The 23,178-nt window shown below is 65.5% G+C and carries 20 protein-coding genes and 1 pseudogene; 11 read left to right on the top strand and 10 right to left on the bottom strand.

The features are described from left to right. Nucleotides 1–59 precede the first annotated feature (59 nt). Together KXC42_RS12895 and KXC42_RS12890 are read left to right on the top strand one after the other, a co-directional pair. Nucleotides 60–1,571 (top strand): TldD/PmbA family protein, encoded by a 1,512-nt coding sequence (locus KXC42_RS12895; protein WP_219129114.1) that lies wholly within the window; start codon nt 60–62, stop codon nt 1,569–1,571. Then, a complete protein-coding gene (locus KXC42_RS12890) occupies nt 1,568–2,938 on the top strand; it encodes a metallopeptidase TldD-related protein (RefSeq protein WP_006550016.1) in 1,371 nt (456 codons plus the stop codon). Before KXC42_RS12895 ends, KXC42_RS12890 begins: the two co-directional genes overlap by 4 nt. 45 nt (nt 2,939–2,983) lie before the next feature. On the opposite strand, the gene KXC42_RS12885 is transcribed toward KXC42_RS12890, so the two are convergent. The 3 genes from KXC42_RS12885 to KXC42_RS12875 all read right to left on the bottom strand — a co-directional run bounded on the left by KXC42_RS12885 (nt 2,984) and on the right by KXC42_RS12875 (nt 4,545). Beyond that, nucleotides 2,984–3,517, bottom strand: coding sequence for a glutathione peroxidase (locus KXC42_RS12885; protein WP_006550017.1), 534 nt, complete (start codon nt 3,515–3,517; stop codon nt 2,984–2,986). A 105-nt stretch (nt 3,518–3,622) separates the two neighbouring features. Continuing rightward, nucleotides 3,623–4,123, bottom strand: a complete 501-nt coding sequence (locus KXC42_RS27630; RefSeq protein ID WP_006550018.1) for a DapH/DapD/GlmU-related protein — start codon at nt 4,121–4,123, stop codon at nt 3,623–3,625. A 5-nt stretch (nt 4,124–4,128) separates the two neighbouring features. Then, nucleotides 4,129–4,545: a PPOX class F420-dependent oxidoreductase gene (locus tag KXC42_RS12875; RefSeq protein WP_006550019.1), complete on the bottom strand. Its 417-nt coding sequence runs from the start codon at nt 4,543–4,545 to the stop codon at nt 4,129–4,131. A gap of 74 nt (nt 4,546–4,619) precedes the next feature. On the opposite strand from KXC42_RS12875, the gene KXC42_RS12870 reads away from it, so the two are divergent. From KXC42_RS12870 to KXC42_RS12860, 3 genes are all read left to right on the top strand, one after another. Continuing rightward, complete coding sequence (locus KXC42_RS12870) at nt 4,620–5,384, top strand: precorrin-3B synthase (RefSeq protein WP_039586446.1); 765 nt, start codon at nt 4,620–4,622, stop codon at nt 5,382–5,384. A 96-nt stretch (nt 5,385–5,480) separates the two neighbouring features. After that, complete coding sequence (locus KXC42_RS12865; RefSeq protein ID WP_064851829.1) at nt 5,481–6,944, top strand: NAD(P)/FAD-dependent oxidoreductase; 1,464 nt, start codon at nt 5,481–5,483, stop codon at nt 6,942–6,944. 13 nt (nt 6,945–6,957) lie between these two features. Beyond that, the gene (locus KXC42_RS12860; RefSeq protein ID WP_033098282.1) at nt 6,958–7,155 is read left to right on the top strand and encodes a hypothetical protein; all 198 of its coding nucleotides are present in this window, start codon (nt 6,958–6,960) and stop codon (nt 7,153–7,155) included. 837 nt (nt 7,156–7,992) lie between these two features. Here KXC42_RS12860 and KXC42_RS12855 read toward each other — a convergent pair. Continuing rightward, nucleotides 7,993–9,276 carry an IS256 family transposase gene (locus KXC42_RS12855; protein ID WP_071936707.1) on the bottom strand — a complete coding sequence of 428 codons (1,284 nt, stop codon included), beginning with the start codon at nt 9,274–9,276 and terminating at the stop codon, nt 7,993–7,995. A gap of 336 nt (nt 9,277–9,612) precedes the next feature. On the opposite strand from KXC42_RS12855, the gene KXC42_RS12850 reads away from it, so the two are divergent. From KXC42_RS12850 to KXC42_RS12825, 6 genes are all read left to right on the top strand, one after another. Further along, a complete protein-coding gene (locus KXC42_RS12850) occupies nt 9,613–9,966 on the top strand; it encodes a hypothetical protein (RefSeq protein WP_219129113.1) in 354 nt (117 codons plus the stop codon). 836 nt (nt 9,967–10,802) lie between these two features. Further along, a complete protein-coding gene (locus KXC42_RS12845; RefSeq protein WP_121208737.1) occupies nt 10,803–11,936 on the top strand; it encodes a cupin domain-containing protein in 1,134 nt (377 codons plus the stop codon). A 193-nt stretch (nt 11,937–12,129) separates the two neighbouring features. Further along, nucleotides 12,130–13,788, top strand: coding sequence for an IS21 family transposase (istA, locus tag KXC42_RS12840; RefSeq protein ID WP_257605819.1), 1,659 nt, complete (start codon nt 12,130–12,132; stop codon nt 13,786–13,788). Continuing rightward, a complete protein-coding gene (locus KXC42_RS12835; RefSeq protein ID WP_007633699.1) occupies nt 13,785–14,543 on the top strand; it encodes an ATP-binding protein in 759 nt (252 codons plus the stop codon). The genes istA and KXC42_RS12835 overlap by 4 nt, the downstream gene beginning before the upstream one ends. 129 nt (nt 14,544–14,672) lie before the next feature. After that, the gene (locus tag KXC42_RS12830; protein WP_219129112.1) at nt 14,673–15,911 is read left to right on the top strand and encodes a dienelactone hydrolase family protein; all 1,239 of its coding nucleotides are present in this window, start codon (nt 14,673–14,675) and stop codon (nt 15,909–15,911) included. Then, entirely contained in the window at nt 15,908–16,666 is a 759-nt protein-coding gene (locus KXC42_RS12825; protein WP_157741807.1) for an SDR family NAD(P)-dependent oxidoreductase, read from the top strand. The genes KXC42_RS12830 and KXC42_RS12825 overlap by 4 nt, the downstream gene beginning before the upstream one ends. A gap of 223 nt (nt 16,667–16,889) precedes the next feature. On the opposite strand, the gene KXC42_RS12820 is transcribed toward KXC42_RS12825, so the two are convergent. From KXC42_RS12820 to KXC42_RS12800, 6 genes and pseudogenes are all read right to left on the bottom strand, one after another. Further along, nucleotides 16,890–18,515, bottom strand: a complete 1,626-nt coding sequence (locus tag KXC42_RS12820) for an AMP-binding protein (RefSeq protein WP_219129111.1) — start codon at nt 18,513–18,515, stop codon at nt 16,890–16,892. A 108-nt stretch (nt 18,516–18,623) separates the two neighbouring features. Beyond that, a complete protein-coding gene (locus tag KXC42_RS12815) occupies nt 18,624–20,234 on the bottom strand; it encodes an ATP-dependent acyl-CoA ligase (RefSeq protein WP_219129110.1) in 1,611 nt (536 codons plus the stop codon). Further along, a complete protein-coding gene (locus KXC42_RS12810; RefSeq protein ID WP_088899776.1) occupies nt 20,231–20,452 on the bottom strand; it encodes a hypothetical protein in 222 nt (73 codons plus the stop codon). Before KXC42_RS12810 ends, KXC42_RS12815 begins: the two co-directional genes overlap by 4 nt. Before the next feature lie 18 nt (nt 20,453–20,470). Then, nucleotides 20,471–20,539, bottom strand: a pseudogene (locus tag KXC42_RS27750) (zinc ribbon domain-containing protein); the annotation flags it as partial. 14 nt (nt 20,540–20,553) lie between these two features. Then, on the bottom strand, nt 20,554–21,699 hold the full coding sequence (locus KXC42_RS12805) for a thiolase family protein (protein ID WP_052040231.1): 1,146 nt from the start codon (nt 21,697–21,699) through the stop codon (nt 20,554–20,556). Next, nucleotides 21,696–23,066 carry an MFS transporter gene (locus tag KXC42_RS12800; protein WP_219129109.1) on the bottom strand — a complete coding sequence of 457 codons (1,371 nt, stop codon included), beginning with the start codon at nt 23,064–23,066 and terminating at the stop codon, nt 21,696–21,698. The genes KXC42_RS12805 and KXC42_RS12800 overlap by 4 nt, the downstream gene beginning before the upstream one ends. Nucleotides 23,067–23,178 lie beyond the last annotated feature (112 nt).

Here is a 23,178-nt window from a genome sequence, read left to right as displayed (position 1 = left end):
CCCCGCGGGGCTCGGTGCGGCAACCCCGATGCCGCACATCCCGGCGTTACCGTGGGCGGGTGAATGCGGTGGACGACAATTTCCTGGCCCTGCCGTTGCACGCGGCCGCCGACGCGGGCCTGACGGTCGCGCGGGCGGCGGGCGCGAGTCACGCCGATGTGCGGGTGCATCGGATCCGGACCGGGACGAGCACCCTGCGCGACGGCGCCCTGCAGGCGGCGGTGGACGACAGCGACTGCGGGGTGGCGGTGCGGGTGCTGCTCGACGGCACCTGGGGATTCGCGTCGCATCCGGTGCCCGGCCCGGACGGCGCCGCCGACGCCGCGGCCCGCGCCGTCGCGGTCGCCCGCACCCTGCGCGCGTTGAACCGGGATCCGGTGCAGTGGGCCGACGAAGCGGTCCACCGGGACGCGGTGTGGGTCTCGCCGTACGAGATCGACCCGTTCACCGTCCCCGCCGCCGAGCGCATCGCGGTGCTCGAGGACCGTTCGCGGCGACTGCAGGACGCCGACGGCGTCGACCACGTCGCCGCGAATCTGACGCTGGTCAAGGAACAGACCTTCTACGCCGATCTCGCCGGGTCGACGATCACCCAGCAGCGGGTGCGGATCCACTCCGACCTCGACGCGACCCGCGTCGACCGTGAGGCCGGCACCTTCGAGTCGATGCGCACCCTGGCCCCGCCGGCCGGCCGCGGCTGGGAGTATGTGGCCTCGGACCGGTGGTGGGACTGGAGCCGTGAGCTCGCCGAACTGCCCGAGCAGCTCGCGGAGAAGGCGCAGGCCCCGTCGGTGATCCCGGGCCGCACCGATCTGGTGATCGACCCGACGAATCTGTGGCTGACGATCCACGAATCGGTCGGGCACGCCACCGAATACGACCGCGCCATCGGCTACGAGGCCGCCTACGCCGGCACCTCCTTCGCCACCCCCGACCTGCTCGGCAGCCTGCGCTACGGCAGCGACGTCATGCACGTCACCGCCGACCGCACCGAACCGCACGGCATGGCCACCGTCGGCTACGACGACGACGGGGTCGCCGCCCAGTCCTGGGATCTCGTGAAGGACGGGGTGCTCGTCGGCTACCAACTCGACCGGGCGTTCGCCCCGAAGCTCGGGGTGGCCCGCTCGAACGGCTGCGCCTACGCCGATTCGGCGCATCACGTGCCGATCCAGCGGATGGCGAACGTGTCGCTGCGACCCGATCCGAGCGTCGATCGCAGCACCGCCGATCTGATCGCCGGGGTCGACGACGGGCTGTACATCGTCGGCGATCGCAGTTGGTCGATCGACATGCAGCGGCACAATTTCCAGTTCACCGGTCAGCGGTTCTACCGGATCCGCGGCGGCCGGCTCGCCGGGCAGGTCCGCGATGTGGCCTATCAGGCGTCGACCACCGAGTTCTGGGGTGCCCTCGAGGCGGTCGGCGGCGCGTCGACCTGGCAGCTCGGCGGCGCGATGAACTGCGGCAAGGCGCAACCCGGGCAGTTCGCGTCCGTCTCGCACGGCTGCCCGTCGGTGCTGGTGCGCGGCGTGAACGTGCTCAACACGGTGCAGGAAGGTGGCCGATGATCCCCGGAGACCGACTCGTCGAAACCGCCCTGGCGACCTCGCCTGCCGACGAGACCATCGTGATGGTCACCGACAGTGCCGAGGCGTCGCTGCGGTGGGCCGGCAGTTCGATGACCACCAACGGCTCCGCCCGTGCCCGCGGCGCCACGATCCTCGCGATCCGCCGCACCCCCGACGGGGCGCACTGCGGGGTGGTCAGCGCCCCGATCGTCGACGCCGACGACATCGGCGCGGTGGTTGCCGCGGCGTGGGCGGCCGCGCAGCAGGCCCCGGCGGCCCCGGATGCGATGCCGTTGATCGACGGCGACGACACCGACCCGCAGTGGGGCGACGAGGCCGTCGGCACCGACGTCGAGGTCTTCGCCCCGCTCCTCGACGGGCTCGCCGCCGGCTTCGACGACACCGACGCCCTCTACGGATTCGCCCACCACCAATCCACGACGATGTGGCTGGGCACCTCCACGGGGGTGCGGCGCCGCTGGGTGCAACGCGACGGGTCGCTCGAGATCAACGGCAAACGCGGCGGCCTGACCGGGGCGAGCGCCTGGGTCGGCGCCGGCACCGTCGACTTCACCGACATCGCGATGGATCCGCTGCGTGCCGAACTGGCGCGGCGGCTGGACTGGGCCGGTACCCGCGTCGACCTGCCCGCCGGACGGTACGAGACGCTGCTGCCACCCTCGGTGGTCGCGGACCTGATGATCCCGCTGCTGTGGTCCCTGGACGGGCGCGGCGCCGAGGAGGGCCGGTCGGTGTGGGCGGGGCCCGGCGGAACCCGCCTCGGCGAGCAGATCGCCGCGCTGCCGGTGACGTTGACGTCCGATCCGGCCGCCCCGGGGCTCGGTTATGCGCCGTTCGTGGTCGCCACCGCCTCCACCGACAGCGTCTCGGTGTTCGACACCGGGATGAGCGCCTCGCGGGTCGACTGGCTCCGCGACGGCGCCCTGCACGCGCTGGCGTATCCGCGGGCCGCAGCCGCCGAATTCGGGGCCACCCCCACGGCGCCGGGTGAGAATCTGCTGCTCACCGGTGGCAGCACTGCCGATGTGGACGACATGATCGCCCGCACCGAACGCGGTCTGCTGCTGACCACCGTGTGGTACCTGCGGGAGGTCGATCCGGCGGTGCTGTTGCTGACCGGCCTGACCCGCGACGGGGTGTATCTCGTCGAGGACGGGCAGGTGCGGGCGGCGGTGAACAACTTCCGGTTCAACGAATCCCCGGTCGATCTGCTCGGCCGCGCCACCGAGATCGGCGCCACCGAACGCACCCTGCCGCGGGAGTGGAAGGACTGGTTCACCCGCACCGCGATGCCGCCGGTGCGCATCCCCGACTTCCACATGTCCTCGGTCAGCGCCGCCCACTGACCTCCGGTCCGGTCGGTGACGTCCATCGATCGGACCGGTAGGGGCTCAGAGCAGGTCGGTGAGTTCCTTGCCGATCTCCTCGGGGGTGACCGTCGGCTCGAAGCGGCGCACCACCGCGCCCTGCGGGTCGACGAGGAACTTGGTGAAGTTCCACTTCACCTCGTCGGTGCCGATCGCCTCGGGGCGGGTCTTGCTCACGTGCTCGAACAGGAAACCGTGCTGCGGCCCGAAATCACCGGGAGCCTCGGCGCGCAGGTGCCGGTAGAGCGGGTGCGCATCGTCGCCGTTGACATCGACCTTCGCGAACACCGGGAAGGTGACGTCGAAGTTCACGCGGCAGAACTCCTGGATCTCGCTGTCACTACCCGGTTCCTGACCACCGAACTGGTTGCACGGGAACGCGAGGATCTGCAGGCCGCGCTCGCCCAGCTCGCGGTGCAGCGCCTCGAGGGCCTCGTACTGCGGGGTCAAGCCGCACTTGCTGGCGACGTTGACGATCAGCAGATGCCGGCCGGCGAAGCGGGCGAGATCCTCGCTGCCGCCGTCGGCGGTGGCCACGGTGTACTCGTGCACGGACATGCGCTCTCCTGAACTGGGTTCGATCGGCTCGGCCCCGCAGGTGAGGCCGAGATCACCACGGACCCTACGGGATCGGACGACCCGGGCGGGGCTGCTGGTGCGGGGTCAGTCCAGGTCGCGGACGTGCCGGGCGGGGCTGCCCAGATGCAGCGTGTGTGGGGCACAGTCCTTCGTCACCAGCGAGTTCGCGCCGATCACCACACCGGCGCCGATGCTCACGCCCGGCATGATCACCGCACCGGAGCCGATCCACGCGCCGTCGCCGATGGTCACCGGCTCCCCCGTCAGCGTCGACGCGCGCTGTTCGGCGGTGCCCATGCGGTGGCTGCTGGTGAGCACCCGCACGTGGTCGCCGAGGAACACCCGCTGCCCGAGGGTGATGTCGGCGACCGTGTCGAAATAGCAGCCGTGGTTGACGAACGAGCCCGCGCCGAGGGTGAGCCGGCCGAGGCCCTGCACCACCACGCCGGTGTGGATCAGGCTCGGCGGTGCGGCGTCGACACCGGCGCGGCGCAACCACTTCCAGCGACTCGAACCGGAGATCAGCGGGTTGCTCGCAAGCGCCACCGCGATCGCCTGGGACCGGTAGGTGTGAGAGCGCGCCACGACGTCTACCGGCCTGCCGTGTCGTCGGCGGGATCGAGCGCACACGCCAACCCGACGGTGCCGGTGCGGCCACGACGCACCACGCTCGCGCCGACGATGATCCGGCCGAGCAGCCCGTACTTGCGGGCGATCACCGACCGGGCGTGCGCCGAGCCGTCGGCGTCGAGCACCTCCCCGGTGCCGGGCACCGCCGCCGACTTCGGGTTGCCGCGCGCGTCGCAGATCGCCAGGGACACCCGCGGATCGCGGCGCAGTCGCCGCACCTTGTAGGCGTCGGCGACCGTCCACACCAGCAGCCGGTTCCCGTCGGGCGCCGCCCACACCGGGGTGTCCACCGCGCTGCCGTCCTTGCGGTATGTGGTCAGCAGCACGAACTTGGCGGCGGCGAGGTCCGCGAAGGTGGGGGTCGTCGACTCGGGCATGGCCACCACCCTACAAACCGCCCGGTCTCACGGCACCGCTCGTCCCCCCGGCGCCGCGTTCTACGCTGGCGGTCATGGCCGATACCGCTGTCGACGTGCACCTGCCCGCCGGGCACCTGACCTCCGCGCAGGTGCAGGTGCTCGCCGAGCTCGCCCACACCCACGGCGGCGGCGAACTGCACCTGACCGCCCATGCCCAGCTGCGGGTGCGCGGCGACCACGCCGCGATCAGCGCGGCCGTCACCGCCGCCGGTCTCACCGTCGACGTGCCCACCCGCGCACGGCTTCTCGTCTCCCCGCTCAGCGGCCGCATCGGCGGACACCACGACCTGCGCGAACTCACCGCCACGGTGATCGCGCGCCTGGACGACCGGCCCGTGGCGGCCGGCACCGTCCTCGGGCTCGACGACGGCACCGGCGACATCGTCGCCCTCGCCCCCACCGTCGCGGTCCTCGCCCGCCCCGACGGCCGCTTCGCGGTGATCCGCGACGGCGCCGACACCGGGGTGCGCGTAGACCCGCAGGACGCCGCCGAGGCGCTGCTCACCCCACCGACCGACCCCACCGGGGATCCGGAACCGGTACCGGAGCAGCCGCGGCCACCGATCGGGTGGCTCGACCAGCCCGACGGGGCCGTCACCCTCGCCGGCGGGCTGCCCGGCGGGATCCTTCCCGCACGACTGGCGGAGTTCCTCGCCGCCGTCGAACGTCCGGTGATCGTCACCCCGTGGCGGTCGGTGCTGCTGTGCGATCTCGACGAGTGGACCGCCGAACAGGTGGTGCGGGTGCTCGCCCCGATGGGGTTGATCTTCGACGCCGACTCCCCGCATCTGCGCTGAGCCGCCGCTGACCTGCACGAACGGGCGGACTTCGCGAACCGGACCGTCGCCCCCGATCCGGCCCGCCGACGGTTCGGCCGCGCCTATCGTGGACGGATGAGCGGTCCGACAGCGGAATCCGACAGTTATGACGTGATCGTCCTCGGCGCGGGCCCGGCCGGGGAGAACGCCGCCCAGTACGCCATCGCCGGCAGCGACCGCACCGCGGTGCTCGTCGAACACGAACTCGTCGGCGGCGAATGTTCCTACTGGGCCTGCATGCCCAGCAAAGCCCTGCTGCGCCCGACCCAGGTGCTCACCACCGCCCGCAACATGCCCGGCGTCGCCGACAAGATCAGCGCCCACGGCGTCGAGGTACCGGCCGTACTCGCCCGCCGCGACAGCTTCACCCACAACCGCGACGACAGTTCCCAGGTGGACTGGGCCGAGGGCGCGGGTATCGGCGTCGTGCGCGGCCGCGGCCGCCTCGACGGCGAACGCACCATCACCGTCTCCGGTGCCGACGGCGAGCGGCGCCTGCAGGCCCGGCACGCCGTCGTCCTGGCCACCGGCACGCTGCCCTCGATCCCGGACCTGCCCGGGCTGCGCGACGCGCTGCCGTGGACCTCCCGCGATGCGACGAACCTGCTCGAGGTCCCCCGCCGGGTGCTGGTGGTCGGCGGCGGTGTCGTCGCCTGCGAAACCGCCACCTGGCTGCGGCAACTCGGCGTCGAGGAACTCACCCTCGCGGTGCGCGGCGACCGGTTGCTGCCGCGCGTGGAGCCGTTCGCCGCCGAACGCGTCGCCACCCGCATGGCCCACAAGGGCCTGAATGTGCGCTACGGCACCGAGATCCGCTCGGTGCAGCGCCCCGACGTCAAGGACACCGGCGTCGGCCGCATCCACGGCGGTCCCGCCACCGTGGAGTTGTCCGACGGCAGCACTGTCGAGGTCGACGAGATCGTCGTCGCCGCCGGCCGCTGCCCCGCCGTGGACGGGCTCGGTCTCGACACTGTCGGCCTGACCGACGGGAAGGTGACCGTCGCCGACGATCTCACCGTCGACGGGGTCGACGGCCAGTGGCTGTATGCGGTCGGGGACATCGCCGGTCGCGCCGCACTGACCCACATGGGCAAATACCAGGCGCGGGTGTGCGGGGACGTCATCGCCGCCCGCGCCGAGAACCGCCCCACCGACGGGTCACGATTCCGGGCGAGCGCCGACCACGGCCAGGTCCCGCAGGTGATCTTCACCGTCCCGGAGATCGCCGCGGTCGGCCGCACCGCCGAGCAGGCCCGCGCCGACGGACTCGACGTCGAGGTCCTCGAGGCCGACATCGACGTCGCCGGGGCCTCGCTCGCCCGCGACGACTACGCCGGCCACGCCGCGCTCGTCGTCGACCGCGCCACCGACACCCTCGTCGGCGCGACCTTCGTCGGTCAGGAGGTCGCCGAACTCGTCCACGCCGCCACCATCGCCCTGGTCGGGAAGGTGCCGCTGGACGCCCTGTGGCATGCGGTGCCGTCCTACCCCACCATCAGCGAGATCTGGTTGCGGCTGCTCGAATCCCGCCGCAGCTGACCGCCTCTCGAACGTGCAGTTGTCGTGGCGACACGCCGCGTGGCGACGAGAACTGCACGCCGACGGTCAGCGCGGCAGACGCCGCCACACCGCGCGCGGCAGCAGGCGCATCCCGAAGAACACCGACGGCATGCTGCGCCGCACCCTGCGCTCCCCCGACGGTGCCGAGGGCACGCAGTTCCCCGCGGTCTACGTGCATTTCGGCACGTAGACCGGCGACTTGTTGGAGCCCGGGCCGACGATGAGCGCGGGTTGCCTCCGGTGATGCGGACGCCACGGACCTCATCAACAGCGGTGACTGTCACCTGATGCGCCGGTGCCGCCACCTACCTGCTCACCGTTTGTTTCACGCCCGTAGTTCCCTGGCTCCGACCGACACCACCACCAGGACGGTGGGTTTGACAATGTGACGGCCGACCGGCGCGGACGACATCGTGAACGATCGAAGATCGTCATTCCGATTCCCTGTCGATGTCCTTGTCGGCTCCCCGCGCCGGTGAAGGACAGTCGGACCGTAGGCTGGGACCAGGACGCGAGCGAGGGAAGGAGGCGATTGTGCTGGTAGGTGTGCTGGCCACAGTCCTCGGTTGTCTGCTCCATAAATGGGCAGCCGTGGCAGCCGCTCGACTGAATTTCGGCTCTCGGTTTCCTTATCTGTGGGGCATGTATCCGGTGCGTCCGACGCGTCGGGTCAAGCGCGCTCAGACAGCAGGGTGGCTGCTCAGCATTGTCGGTGCGTTCGGTGTCGCGAGGCGTTGTGGAATACGGCCCCTGGACGGAGTCTCGACGCCGTCCTCTCCATACTCGTCGTGGTCAACCTCGTCGTGGTCAACGCAGGTCCGAATCTCGTCACGACAGTCATTCATAACCGCACTGTTCCCCAACCTTGAGCAGTGGCGGTATCGGCTGTCGGGAACTTTCGCTCACGAATATTCAACATTCCCACAGACATCCGGCTGGTCCTGCAAGGTCGTGGACGCGATCGAGCGATTGAGCCCCGTGAAGTGGTGTAAACCGTTGTGCGCGTTGCGCTGTGAGGCTGTGTTGATTATGCCGTAAGGGGCGTCTGCTCGTCCACCACCTCTCCGGGACGGGCGGGTCGGACTGCGTCGAGGACGGTCGGTGCCGGCGGGGACAGCAATGTCATCGACTCTTCCGACAGGTAGCGACGATCACTGACCTGCCATTCCTCGTGTGCTTCGATGAGCACACAGGTGGCCAGCCGCAACAGTGCGGTGGGGTTCGGGAAGATCCCGACTACGTCGGTTCTGCGCTTGATTTCCCGATTGAGCCGCTCGATCGGATTGGTGCTCCAGATTTTCTTCCAGTGCGCCTCGGGGAAGTCGGCGAACGCAGTGATCTGTTCCTTGCACTCGATCAGCATCGCTGCCACCGTCGGGAATTGCGACTCCAAGGTGCTGGCGACGGTGTCCACGTGGTCGCGCACCAGCATCCCGGTGGGCTGGGAGAAGATGGTGCGTATCGCCGCGGCGACCATCTCGAACTGGCCTTTGGGGATCCGGGCGGCGACGTTGCGCAGGAAATGCACCCGGCACCGCTGCCACGCCGCCCCCACCAACACCTTGTCGATCGCGTTCATCAGACCGCGGTGGTGGTCGGAGATCACCAACTGCACCCCGTGCAGACCACGTTCGCGCAGGCTCCGCAGGAATTCGGCCCAGAACACCTCGGTCTCGCTGTCGCCGACCGCGCAGCCGAGGACCTCCCGCCGGCCGTCGGCGGCGACACCGGTGGCGATGACCACCGCTTGGGACACGACCTTCGCGCCCTTGCCGCGGTTGTCCCCACCGACGCGGGCCTTGCAGTAGGTGGCATCGAGAAACACGTACGGGTAGGCGTGGACATCGAGTTCACGAGTGTTGAACGAGCGGACCTCGTCGTCCAGGTCCCCGCAGATCCGTGATACCTCGGACTTGGAGATTCCGGTGTCGGCACCCAGTGCGACGACCAGGTCGTCGACTTTGCGGGTCGAGACGCCGTGCACGTAGGCCTCCATGATCACCGCATGCAGGGCCTGGTCGATGCGACGGCGTGGGTGCAGCAGCGACGGGAAGAACGAGCCGTGCCGAAGCTTGGGAATCTTCACCGTCACGTCGCCGCTGGTGGTCGAGACAGTCTTGTCGCGGGTACCGTTTCTGCTGGTGGTGCGGGTGTCGGTCCGTTCGTAGCGTCCGGCACCGATATGGGCGGTCGCCTCGGCGTCGACCAACGCTTGCAGAATCGTGGCGAGCAGGGTGCGCATGATGTCGCCGCCGTCGGCGGTGCGTAGCGACTCGGTGAGCTCGAGTAGGGCAGACTGGTCCAGGGCCATCGCGGTGTCTTTCTCGTGTGAGTTTCTTGGTCGTTACCCACACAGCTTCACGCGGTGGCCCTTCTACGTTCAGGACCGACACGGTCCCGATTCGGGAGCCCGGTTTCACACCACCCCAGGGGACTTACCCCGATCGAGCGCTCCGAGACGGGCTGGACACGGACAAACGTCTACCTCGGGGTGCACGAGCGACGATGACCCTAGTCTCGGAAAGGTGCCTTTCGGAGAACTGGTCGCTCCGCCTCTGGGGCGGTAGGTGGACCCCTACCCGCAACGTCGCTGCTGAGGGGATCCCTGTGACTTTCCGAGACACGTCTCGACACCGATATCGTCCGGGTGTTCGCGCTGGCAGGTGTCGCCGTCGGCCTGATCTTGTATGTCGCTGCCTTCTTCATCACCGCACCGACCGAGGTGTGCATGACTCGACTGACATCGCACATGACCGGCTCCGAGGCAGTGGTAGCGACCTCAGCGAGCGCCGACAAGCAGTGGGTGGGGATCGTCGCATCCCGCTGTCAGTGGACGTTCGCGACCGGGCCCCACGCCGGCGCTTCCGTGTCCGAGCATGTCGTGGAATGGGGGCCGTCGGCATTGGCGATCGTTGGCCTTGTCGTCGCGGTGGCCGGCGTGGCGAGCTGGATGTGGTTCCGCACCAAGCACATAAATGTTGCGCGGACCGACCGCGGGTGACGTCACATCACGGAGGCGCGGATCGAGCGAGCGACACAGCAGACTCGGGGTCGTCTACCGATGCTGAATGCCGTTGTCGCTACGAACAATATTTGTCAGACCTGCCCCTGGTTCTGCAAAGTTATGGACGCGATCGGCCGGTCTCCGGCACCGTCCCGGTCCAGAAAACGCGCTCACCTTGGGTTTCGAGGCTGATGGTGCGTAATTGACAATTAGCAGCACCGACTTCGCACAAACCATGAGTGACAAGGGGTCGCGTCAAGTTATCGTGCGGTTTCGCTTCGCGGGTGTAGGTTCTACGAGTCAGTATCGGTTTCCGTATTCGTGTCGGTGAACCCTCTCATCTCGGCGTTTCCCCAGTTCAGAGGTAGAGGCGCAGCGAGATGAGGACGGAATGTCTGTGGACTTCGACAAGCTCGCAAGCATCCCTGGCATGAGCTTGGAACCGCGCAGGTCCCGAGCTGCACTTGCACTACTGACGACTTCAGCGAGAACCTCCATTGTCGACTCTCCCGTCCAGGAGTGTTTCTGGGGATCGGCTGCGGCCTTCAACTCGGTTGTTCGTGCAAGTTCGGAAGGCCTACCTGGGTTGTTCGCCAGATCAATCGCGAATCATAGATTTGATCAAATAATGTCGGTGGCGGGTTCTCGCCCGGGTCTCATTCCGCGAACCTAGCAGCTGAAGTGTCAGTTTCCAGAAATGGTTCTTTGCAGGAAGGGATGAACACCGCCATCCCGTCACAGAAGGGGTGGAAATTTGATCAAATCTTGGTAGTCTCGGCACATCCTCGCTGTCATCATCGAGCTGAACTCTCGTTGTGGAAGGAGTTGCTGATATGAGGGAAGACATCCTCGGCCGGTCCCGCGTGGAGGACACCGACGAGCTGGTGCAGTTCTACCGCCGGCTCGAGACGATGGGCGCCGGAGCGTTGTGGACGGTGGCCAACGACATCGAGCCGTGGTATCCACAACCGAAATCGGTGCCGATGCTGTGGCGCTATGAGCAGCTGCGACCGTCGGTGCTCGAATCCGCCTCGTTGGTCTCCGGTGACGATGCCGGCCGCCGGGTGGTGATGCTGGTCAACGACGGCCGCAAGGACCTCAGTGCGGCCGTGGGTCTGCTCTACACCGGACTGCAGATCATGAACCCGGGCGAGTCGATGACCGCACACCGACACGCAGCCTCCGCGCTGCGGTTCGTCATCGAAGGTGAAGGAGCGTGGACGATCGTCGACGGCGACCGACTCGAGGCCGGAGCGCGGGATTTCCTGATCACCCCGAGTGGCACCTGGCACGAACACGGCAACGATTCGGCCAGCTCACCGGTGATCTGGCAGGACGGACTCGACATCCCCCTGGTCAACACACTCGACGCGAACTTCTACGCCGTGCATCCGGAGCTGCATCAGCAACCCGGAAAAGTCGTCAACACCTCGCTGCGCGAGTACGGGTCCGGGATCCTCACCCCCGCCGACCGCGGATGGAGCAAGCGTTACTCCCCGCTGCTGGCCTACCCGTGGGAACGCACCTACGAGGCGTTGCTCGCCCGCGCCGAGGTCTCCGACGGATCACCGTACGACGGCATCATCATGGAGTACGTCAACCCGCTCACCGGCGGTTCGGTCATGCCGACGATGGGCGCGCACATGCAGCTGCTGCGTCCCGGTCAGGCCACGCTCGCGCATCGGCACACCGGGTCGGTGATCTATCACGTGGCCAAGGGCCGCGGTCATTCCATCATCGGCGGGCAGCGGTTCGACTGGCAGGAAAACGACATCTTCTGCGTGCCCTCGTGGGCCTGGCACGAACACGCCAACGACGACGACCGCAACGATGCGTGCCTGTTCTCGTTCAATGACTTCCCCGTCATGCACGCACTCGACCTCTACCAAGAAGCCGCCTACACCGACAACCACGGACACCAAACCGTAGAAGACACCCTCGAACCGGCGACGACGGTGCAGCAGTAAGTACATCACCACCGTGGATGCAGTGCCCCGAGCACCGCAGACAACGGCTGTTAGGGACGTGCTTCGGATAGCAGGGTTCTGATGATCGGGTAGCGCGAGTATGAGCATCGGATAGCGGTGCCGGTCCTCGTGTGCTCGTGTCGGTTCTACGCGTGGCAACCAGGCTGCGCGTGGATCCGAACAGGAGGCACGGGTGACTGATTACCGATTGGTGATGTCGCTACTGCTGCAGGACAGGTCCTACCGGGACATCGAGGCGATCGCGGGTTGCTCGCATCGCACGGTCGCGAAGGCGAAGAAGGTCTGCCACGAGCACGGGTTGACCGCCACGAGCCAGGTCGAGGCGCTCAGCGTCGAGGAGATCGACGTCTTGTTCGCCGATGGGCGCAAGACGCCGTCGAAGGAGTTCGTCGCCTTCGACGTGGCGGCTGCCGTGAAGAAGCGCACGGGCAAGAAGAAGCTGCCGCTGCGGGTGCTGTGGGCCAACTACCTCGACACTGACGGCACGCCGGGGCAGCGGCACTACAGCTACCAGCGGTTCTGCCAGATCATCGGCGAGTACGTCGAGGTCAACGAGCTGACGATGCGGATCACGCACGTGCCCGGGCACACGATGCAGGTCGACTGGGCGGGCACGAAGATGGCCATCTTCGATCCCGTCACCGGCACCAAGACCACAGTGTCGGTGTTCGTGGCATCGCTGCCGTACTCGGGGATGGTCTTCGCCTGCGGCTGCCTGGACGAGAAGATGCCGAACTGGCTCGACGCGCACTTGCAGGCGTTCGAGTACTTCGGCGGCGCGGCGCAGGTGATCGTCCCGGACAACGCCTCGACGGCGTCGAACCAGATCGCCCGCGGTGACCGGGCCCGCGAGGTCAACCGTGAGTACCGTGACTTCCTCGAGTATCACCAGACCGCTGCCGTGCCCACTCGGCCGGTGCGCCCGACAGACAAGGGGCACGTCGAGGCTGGGGTGAAGGTGGTGACGAACTGGGTGATCGGACGGCTGGCCGATCGGCGGTTCGCTAGCCTGGATGATGCGAACGAGGCGATCGCCGCCGAGGTCGAGGCGATCAACGACCGGACCCCGTTCCGCGGCCAGAAGACCAGCCGCCGGGAGCTGTTCACCGAGCACGAGCAGTCGGAACTGTTCGACCTTCCCGAGGCCCGCTGGCAGCCAGTCATCTGGAAGAAGTCCAAGGTCAACAGGGATTACCACGTGGAGATCGCCACGGTGAAGTACTCGGTGCCCTACACCTTCGCTGGCCAGCACGTCGATGTGAAGATCACCGGCCCCACGCTCACTGTCATGGCTGGCGGGGAGGTCATCGCCTCCCACGCCGTCTCCGGTAGGCGGCACGCCTTCGTGACCGACCCTGACCATGTTCCCGCGCAGCATCTGCAGTCATCGGACCTGTGGTCGCGGGCGTATTTCGTGCGCCAGGCCCACAAGATCGGACCGCACACCGTGGCCGCGATCAGTGAGGTCCTGGATCGCCAGCGGATCGAGGCTCAGGGCTACCGCTCGTGCCAGAACATCCTCGCCCTGGCCCGCGGGGACAACAAGATGCTGCTCGAGCGGGCCTGCGGGCAGCTGGTCTCCGAGACCTCACGCCGGGCGATCAGCTACACCGCCGTCAAGCAGCAGCTGGCGGCCCTGAGGGCCCAGGCCGCCGCTCGACCCACCACCACGACCGCAGCGACGACGCCGGCGACCGCAACGCCTGTAGCGGTACCGCCGGATCGGCGAGATACCACCGGGGCGCATCTGGCCGGGCCGGAGCAGTTCAGCCTCGCCGTCCTCACCGGAGGCCCGAGCAGCGGCACCGCGGGGCGGGAGGAGCTGCAGTGACTGATCGTCATCTCACCGACGCCGACATGCCACTGTTCACCCAGTTGCGGATGACCGCGTTCGGCCAGACCGTCATCGACTTGGCCAACGATCCCGCCTGCGACGAGTGGACCTTCTCGGAGAAGATCTTCCACGCCCTGGACAAAGAGATCACGGCCAGGCAGGAACGCCGGACCCAGAAACTACTCAAGGCCTCCAGATCGCCAAACCCTGATGCTTGCGTAGAAGAGATCCGCTACCTGCCTGACCGCAACGTCAACCGCGAGCTAATCGCACGACTTTCCAGCTGTCAATGGATCGACGCCACCCGCAATCTCGTCGTGCTCGGCCAGTCCAGCGTGGGCAAGACCTACCTCGCCCAGGCGCTGCTCAATGCCGCGTGCCGAAAGTACTACACCGCGAGGTTCTTCCGGCTCGACGACCTGGCCAACCGGCTCGCCGTGCTGGAGCCGACCTCGCAGCGCAGGCTGGACTTCCTCACTGATCTGCACAACTGCGACCTGCTGGTTCTCGATGACTTCCTGACCACGCCGGTGGCTCCGCACACCGCGGCGGAGCTGCTCAACATCCTTGCCGCTCGGGAAGGGCGGGGCTCGACGCTGGTGACCTCGCAGTTCGATCCGCCAGATTGGTACAAGTCGCTCCAAGACGCGGTCATCGCCGAATCGATCCTCAACCGGATCGTCGCCGGCGCCGAGATCATCGCCCTCGACGGCCCGAACATGAGACGGCACCTCGCCACGGCAACGCCATAGCGGCCCAGCGGTCGGACGGGCAGATGCCGCTATCCGATGCCCGTCCGACCGCTACCCGATCATCAGAACCGCGCTTTCCGAAAGGCGTCCCAAACAGACAACGGCCTCGAAGAAGGATCTGGAACTTCCATGGGTAAGTACATCGATATCGTTAAGACCTCTGGCGAAACATTCGCCGCCTACCTCGCCGAACCTGAGCAGGGATCCGGACCCGGCCTGGTCTTGTTACAGGAGATCTTCGGCGTCAACGACTACATGCGCGAAACCGCCGAGCTGTACGCCCGAGAAGGCTATGTCGTGCTCGTGCCGGACCTGTTCTGGCGATCCGAACCGCGCGTGGAACTGGGTTACGACGACAACGGCGTTGCCCGCGGACTGCAACTTCGAGATGCGCTCGACAATGACACCGCGATCGACGACATCGCCGATACCATTCGCACCCTGCGTGCGTTCGACAATCAGGCCGGGGGGGTTGGCATCGTTGGATACTGCATGGGCGGGTTACTGTCCTATCTATCGGCGGTCCGTCTCGACATCGACTGCGCGGTAAGTTATTACGGTGTCGGCGTACATGAGCACCTCGACGAGGCAAAGAACCTGCAGGTGCCGACTTCATTCCACCTGGCCGAGCTGGACGCATTCTGCCCCGAGCCGGCGCGAACCGCTATCCGTGCAGCGTTTACCGACAACGATCTTGTGCAGATCTACGACTACGACGGTGTAGACCACGCGTTCGGCACGACCGGACGAGACGTATTCGATCCGGTTGCAGCCGACCTCGCTTACGCTCGAACACTGGCAGTGCTACGCAACACGATCGGCCCCCGATACGATCTCAACGCGATCTGGGACAATCACGTCTACCACGAATTCGTCACCCGCGATGTGCCCGCGACCATGGCGACGATGATCGACGAACCGTACGTCAACCACATCCCGACACTTACTGGCGGAGTGGGACAGAAGGATCTGTCCCGGTTCTATGCCTACCACTTCGTCCCTACCAATCCCTCCGACCTGAAGTCCATCACCCTGTCTCGTACCGTCGGTGCCAACCGGATTGTCGAAGAACAGCTGCTGTGCTTCACACATGATCGAGAGATGGATTGGCTTCTTCCCGGTATCCCGCCCACCGGCAAGTATGTGGAGATCCCCCTCGTGGCCATCGTAACCATCGAAGGCGACAAGCTTTGCAACGAACATATCTACTGGGATCAGGCCGGTGTGTTGGTGCAGATCGGCTTGCTGGAACCGACCGGACTTCCTGTGGCAGGAATCGAACAAGCACGCAAGCTGGTCGACAAGACTTTGCCGTCGAACGAGTTGATGGCGAAATGGTCCACCAGCGAGGGGAAGCCGATTTCGTGACGGCCTCCGCACCGGAACAACACCGTAGCGCTTTGGTCACCGGCGGCGCCGGCGCCATCGGACGACATATCTGCCTTGCTCTGGCCCGATCCGGGTTCGCCGTCGGAGTCGGCTATCGAGGTGACAGCACACGGGCACAGGAAGTCGTAGATGAGATTAACACCGAGGGCGGAGCCGCAAGGGCCGTCCCAGCGGTGCTGGACGATCCGGACTCGGTGATTCCGACGATCGCAAGGATGCACGCCCAACTCGGCCCTCTGGGTGTGCTGGTGAACAATGCGGTGGCCTGGCCAGACAATGTCGAGCAGGCGGAGCCTTTCTACCAGACCACAATGGACTGGGCGTCGCTTGTGCGCACGAATCTCGAGGGCACCTTAGCGATCACTCGGCATTGCGCACAGGCAATGGCCCACCACCACTGGGGACGAATAATCACCGTCTCCACCGATCTGGTCGACGGTTCGATGCAGTCCGATGTCTCGTACATCGCCGCCAAGGGCGGGATGACTGCGGCCTCACGCGCGCTGGCGTGGGAGCTGGGGCCGGCAGGAGTCACGGTCAATCTCGTAGCTCCCGGCCTGACCGCCGAGAAAGGCGCCACGATTGCCCCGCATGTCGTCGCCGAGCTCGTCGAACACACTCCGCTTCGCCGGTTGGTGACAGCGGCCGAGGTCGCCGCGGCGGTGGCGTTCCTCGCGTCCGAGAATGCAGGCGCGATCACAGGACATGTCCTGACGGTCAGCGGCGGGCACTGAATCTCTTCGTTCCTTCGCTTCCGTCGAGCAGCAAAGGACGTAACGGAACCCGTGCGCCGCACACTCCGGCCGATAGACGAGGACAACGACACCGGACCCTAGACAGATGCAGTGCCCCGCCAAGCTCATCCTTGGCGGGGCACTGCATCTGTCCAGGACGAGAACCTCGCCTGCTTCAGAGTGACTGAACGCAACTCGTCTCGGAGCTGAACCCGTGGTACGGCTACAGCTTTTCCCACGTGTCGTCGGTGACACCCTCGTTCCGAAGAACTGCCTTGGACACCTTGCCGTTGGCAGTCAGCGGTAAGACGGCGACTATACGCACATAGCGGGGCAGCGCAAAGGCCGGCAGATGAGGTTCCGCGAATGCCATCAGTTTTTCGATCTCGGTGGTACTACCGTCGGTCATCTGCAAGCAGACCATCACTTCGTCCTCACCGAGATCACTCGGTACTGCGATCGCTGCTGCTGCAGCCACCTCCGGATGCTCGAGGAAGGCAGCTTCGACTTCGTAGCTGGAGATGTTCTCGCCGCGGCGACGGATCGAGTCTTTCAGCCGGTCGACGTATCGGTACATACCATCTGACTGTTTCCTCACCAGATCACCGGTGTGAAACCACAGATTGCGACGTGAGGAAGTCGTGGCCTCGGGGGCGTTGAAATACCCCGCCGAGATCAGAGCAGGTTGCCGGGGGCGAATGACGAGCTCACCGACGTGCCCGTCCGGCAGCGGGCAATCCGCGGCATCGACGACAGCGACCTCGTAGTCCGGATGGGGAAATCCCAGCAGTCCTTCGGTGTGCTGGCCCAACGGGGTATAGAACGCCACTCCGATTTCGGTCATGCCGAAGCCCTCGGCCACTTCGACTCCGAAGTGGTCTTCGAAGTCGCGTTTGATGGCAGGTTCGATGCCCGGTCCGAGGATCACACGCAGTGCGGAGTTCTCCTTGTCGAACACCTCGGGTTTGCGGTTCCACAGCATGCTGCTCATCGCCCCGAGAAGGAAAGTGACCGTGGCCTCGGACTGACGCAGGCGGTCCCAGAACGCCGACACCGAGAACTTCGGACCGATGACCGCGCGTGCCTGGGCGCCCAGCGCCTGCAACAGCGTGGTCAACGCATTGGTGTGAAATAGCGGCAAGCAGGTGTACAAGGTGTCGGCCGACGTCAACTGCAACTGCTCGGTGCAGATCACCGACCACCAAAAGAACTGCCCATGGGGCATGATGACACCCTTTGATGGTCCCGTGGTACCCGAGGTGAACAAGATGGCCGCCGTCGTCTCCGGCACTACCGTAACTGCTTCGGCGCCGGTCTCCCCGAGCTGGAACTCGACTGCATTCGCTACCGAAGCGTGGTGTCGATCCACTTCATCGTCGGCATATCCGTCCAGCGGCTCTGTCGAGATCCGGACCAACACCGGATCCGGGTGATCGAATACATCGCTCGCCTCGGCGAGATTGGTCTCGGTGACACGATCGAACACCACCACAGTAGGGCGTGCTGCGCGGAGTTGGTGGCGCAGCATCTCCCCCCGCAGTGCAGGGTTGAGAGGAGTGAATACTGCTGCGCTCCACGCACACCCGAGGAACAGTTCGATCATTTCTCGGCGATTGGCGGTGGCAACGACCACCCGGTCCCCGGGTGTGACACCGTGACGCTGCAAGAACTGCGCACAGCGGGCAGCGACATCGGCGAGGTCACGTCCGGTATAGGAGCGATCGGCGACGGTCAGTACCGGTTCATCCGCCTGGTGTTCAGCAGCGTGACAAATGATTTCTTGGAGCGTACGACGTCGATGAGGCCACTGACGCCACGGATGCGCCCCGGTCGATGCTGGGGTCTTCATTGTGCACTGTCTTTTCTGTCACCACCGGATCGGTGGCCACGTAGATAGGCCGCAACATCGGCAGGGCAGCCGAAGACTTCGGCAGCCCTGCCGTCACGGAAAGTGGTGTTACCGATCGTGAATGTGTTCGCGATCCCATGTGGTGTCGGTCCTGCCGCGCTCGCGGAGTTCCGCTTTGCGTATCTTGCCGTTGGCGGTCCTGGGCAGTTCGGCAACGATGTCGACGAAGCGGGGCACAGCGAACTTGGCCAGCCTGTCGCTGCAATGGGCCACGATGTCTGCTGGGTGCAGTTCGTAGCCCTCCTTGGGCACGACTGAGACCATGACCTCGTCCTCGGCCATGTCCGATGCCACCGGAAACGCCGCGGCGGTTTTCACGCCGGGATGCAGACAAAGAACCTGCTCGACCTCGAACGAGGAGATGTTCTCGCCGCGACGCCGGATCACGTCCTTGAGACGATCGACGAATCTGAACCATCCGTCCGGCTCCCGGACCACCCGATCACCGGTATGGAACCACAAGTTCTGCCAGGCTTCGACGGTCTTGTCCGGCATGGTGAAGTAGCCGGTGGCGAAGCCGAACGGCACACGGGATCGCAACAGCAGTTCGCCCGGAGTACCGTCCGGAACTTCCACGTCGTATTCGTCGACGACAATCGCTTCGAAGTCGGGTTGCACGCGCCCCAGATAACCGGCCCGAGGCGCTTCTGGCGCCGAGTTGATCGCCGCGTTCGTTTCCGTGGATCCGAACCCGTCGCTGAGATCGAACCCGAAACGCTGCCGGAAAGGTTCGAACAAGGTGGCCGGTGTGGCCGGTGACAACGCGATACGCACCCGGTGGGCGCGGTCGAAGGGACCTGGCTCACGGGACCACAAGATGTTGATCATCGCACCGAGCAGATAGGTGACCGTAGCACCCGATTCGGTGACCTCTTGCCAGAATCGACTGGCGGAAAATCGTCTGCCGACAACGAAAGTGGCACCCGAGACCAGAGCCTGGACGAAGGTATTGAGGGCATTGGTGTGGAACAACGGCAGACAGGTGTAAAGGACATCCTTCTCGGTGATACCGAGCTGCTCACTGACATTGACGCCCCACCAGTAGAACTGGGCATGAGGGCAACACACTCCCTTGGACACACCGGTGGTGCCCGAGGTATAGAGCAGTGCTGCGGTGTCTCCCGGAGCAACAGGCGCGGCCGGTCTCGCACCCGAGAGTGCGGGGAATCGCTCGACACGTAGCGCAGAAACCGGCTCGGCGGAAGGGCTGTCCAAGGACCACACCCGCTCCAATGTGGAGGGGAGGGTGATCTCCTGGAGCCGTTCGAGCAGAGCGGGTTCGATGACCAGAATGCGGGCGCCGGAGTTGGCCAGCGCATGGAGAAGTTGCTCTCCTCGCAGTTCTGCGTTCAAGGGCACCGCCACCGCCCCCATCCAGGTAGCTCCCAGGATGGTTTCCAGCAGTTCGAGTCGATTGCCCGTCAGTGTCGCGACTCGGTCTCCGGACCGGATTCCAGCATGTTCGAACACCGCGGCCGTCATGGCAGCGCGATCACGAACCTGGATGTAGGTGTAGGACGAGCCGTCGATCTCGAGCAATGTCTTGCTCCCGAAGGCGTCGGCCTGTCGGTTCAACAACGCCGGCAACGTGCATTCGGTGATGGGCAGTCCACGTAAGGGCGCGGACGCACGTTCGCGTGCAGCTAGTTCCACTGTCATCGTTTCTCCTGGGCGTGGGGTGTCGGTACGTACCCGATCGGGTTGTCCGGCGCTGTCGGAGGTATCGAGGTCAGCTCGATCGTCGTTCCCGGTGTGATGGGCGGACCGTGGACGGCCGCGACGACGATGGGGCCGAGGTCGCAGCGGACGGAGGCGAAGCGAGTAGGTGGTTCGGTGTGTTGGGCGGTCCATTCTTCGACGGTGCCCTGCCGTGCCATGACGTTCTCGAATTCGTGACCATGGCAGTGAGGGCACAGGAGCCGGAACGGAAAGGCGACGGTGGCGCATCGGGTGCAGCGCTGCATCTGGATTCCGGTAGTCACATCGCCTCCAGAATCGTCATGTTGGCGCACGCACCATAGCGGTAGGTGACCATGCCGTATCCGGTCACTGCCGCCAGGCGTGCTTCGACTTGCCGCTTCCCGGCGTGCCCGAGCAACTGCGTAGTCGCTTCAACGAGCCCGTGCAGTCCCCCTGCCGACCCTGCCTGGCCTGCGGACAATTGCCCGCCCGAGGTGTTGACGGGCCATCGGTGGTGGAGCATGCGATGTACCGCTTTGCCGAAGTCGTCATCAGGCACGAGCCCGAGGTCGGCGAGTTGGATGAGCACCATCACGGGGTAGTCGTCGTAGACGTTGACGAGGTCGATATCGGTCGGGTCCACGCCGCTGCGCTCCCACAGACCGGGTGCGATATCTGTCAATCCTGTCTGTAATCCGTCACCGGTGTGGTTGTCCCAGTTGATACTCCCGCCGATGGCGCGAACTCGGACAGTATGTCGGTCGGCAGCCAGGTCCGCTCGGGTGACGACGACAGCATCAGCACCGCTGACGGGGGGAACGCAGTCGAAACGCCGCAGCGGTGCGGCCACCATCGGGGCGGCGAGGTAATCGTCGAGTGTCATGGGCGTGCGGTAGACCGCACGGGGATTCAGCGATGCCCATTGCCGCTGGGCCACAGCGATGGCGCCGTAGTCGGTTTCCGCCAGTTCGTACTTTTTCATGTGGCGCTGGGTCAGCAGAGCGAACATTGCGTTGGGACCCGACATACCGGCAGGTGTGACGTGGTCTCGAGTAATGCCGTTGTATTCGGAGACCAGGATCCGGAAGTCGTCATGAGTCATACGGTCACCAGCGGCGATGACAATTGTGTTGGCGTCGCCGGCTTCGACTGCGCGTACCGCGTGTTGGAGCATGTTGACCCCGCTGGCGCCGCCGTTGGTGTCTTCCATGATCCAGCGCAGACTCAAACCACACTTCACGGCCAGATCGACAGCATGGTCGGGTTTGAGGGTGAAGCTCGATACCGCCAGGCCATCGATATCCGCAATCGTCAAACCCGCGTCGGCGACAGCACTGCGGATGGCGGCAGCAAGCATCGATTGTGTAGTCGTAGCGCCGGCGGGATGCCGAGTGTAGGGCTCTTCTGCAGCGCCGATGAGGACAGCAGTGTTGGCGGCGCTCATACCGACTCTCCGATGCGTCCTGTGTTCGCTGAGTTGTGATCGCGACCCGAGCCCGGCGTCGAGGTCTGGAACCGGCTTGCGGTCTCGGGAGCGCAGTAGACCGCGATGGTGCTGATCAGACCGAGAATCGCCAGGTAGATGGCGATCGGCCAGAAGTGCCCGGCCCAGGCGAGCAGGGCCGTAGCGATGAGTGGGGCGACGCCACCGGCGAAGATCGCCGCGACTTCATGACCGATCGACAGACCGCTGTAGCGGACCTTGCCGGTGAACAACTCGCTGAAGAAACTCGGTTGGGTGCCGATCATGGCGCTATGGCACAGACCCACGGCGACGATAATGGCGATCCAGATCATTGCCGGTGTTCCCGTGTTCATCAGCAGGAAGAACGGCACTGCCCACACGACGACGCCGATCGCACCGAAGAGATAGACCGGTCGGCGACCCACACGGTCGGACAGTCTGCCGAAGCCAACCATGGTGAAGGTCTGCACGACGTTGGCCGCAATGATGGCCGGCAGGATGACATCGCTGCTGATACCCAGATGACTGCCGTACGCCAGGGAGAAGACCAGAAAGATGTAGGAGCCGCCGTTCTCAGCCATCCGCGCACCGACCGTGAGCAGGATGGAACGCCGTTGCGTGCGAATCGCCTCGAGTGCGGGGTAACGCTCGACCTTGCCTTCGGTCTGCAGTTCTTGGAAGACAGGGGTTTCGGTGATCTTCATGCGGATGATCAAACCGGCGAGCATGAGAACCAGACCCAGCAGGAAGGGGATGCGCCAACCCCATGTCAGAAACTGGTCGTCCGGAAGGAGAGTGACCAGGGCGAAGACCGACGATGACAAGATGAAACCGATGGTGACGCCGACCTGGCTGAAGGCGGAGAAGAAGCCTCGGCGATGGGGCTGAGCATTCTCACTGATCAGCAGCACAGCACCGCCCCATTCACCGCCGACTGCGATGCCCTGGATGATGCGAAGCACAACCAGCAGGACCGGGGCCCAGAAGCCGATTTGCTGATAGGTGGGAAGCAGACCGATCAGGGCGGTACATACGCCCATCATCATCAAGGTGATCACCAGCATCGACTTCCGGCCGAGTCGGTCACCGAAATGACCGAAGACAACCCCACCGATGGGTCGGGCGACGAAGCCGATGGCGAAGGTGCCGAAAGCCGCCAGCGTACCGGTCAGCGAATCATCGCCGGTGAAGAACAACGGGCCGAAAACCAGTGCGGCAGCGGTGCCGTACAAGAAGAAGTCGTACCACTCGAGGGCGCTGCCGATCAAGCTGGCCGTTGCAACCCGTTTGATCGGAGTCGCCGGTGGTGAGGGATTGGATCCGGGATTGCCGGTGTCAGTTGTCATCGATCAGGTCCTTCGAACGTCTCACGTCCCGTGCGGAATATGTTCGGGAATCGGAGGGGAGGTGGGAGGGGGCTTGTGGGGTCGGGCTCGATGGTGCGATCACCTTCGCAGT

Origin of the sequence: Rhodococcus sp. LW-XY12, assembly GCF_019317345.1 — a bacterium.
GTDB classification, from domain to species: Bacteria; Actinomycetota; Actinomycetes; order Mycobacteriales; family Mycobacteriaceae; genus Rhodococcus; species Rhodococcus pyridinivorans.
The sequence above is the reverse complement of the archived record's forward strand: the minus strand, read 5'-3'. Positions and strand labels throughout refer to the sequence as shown.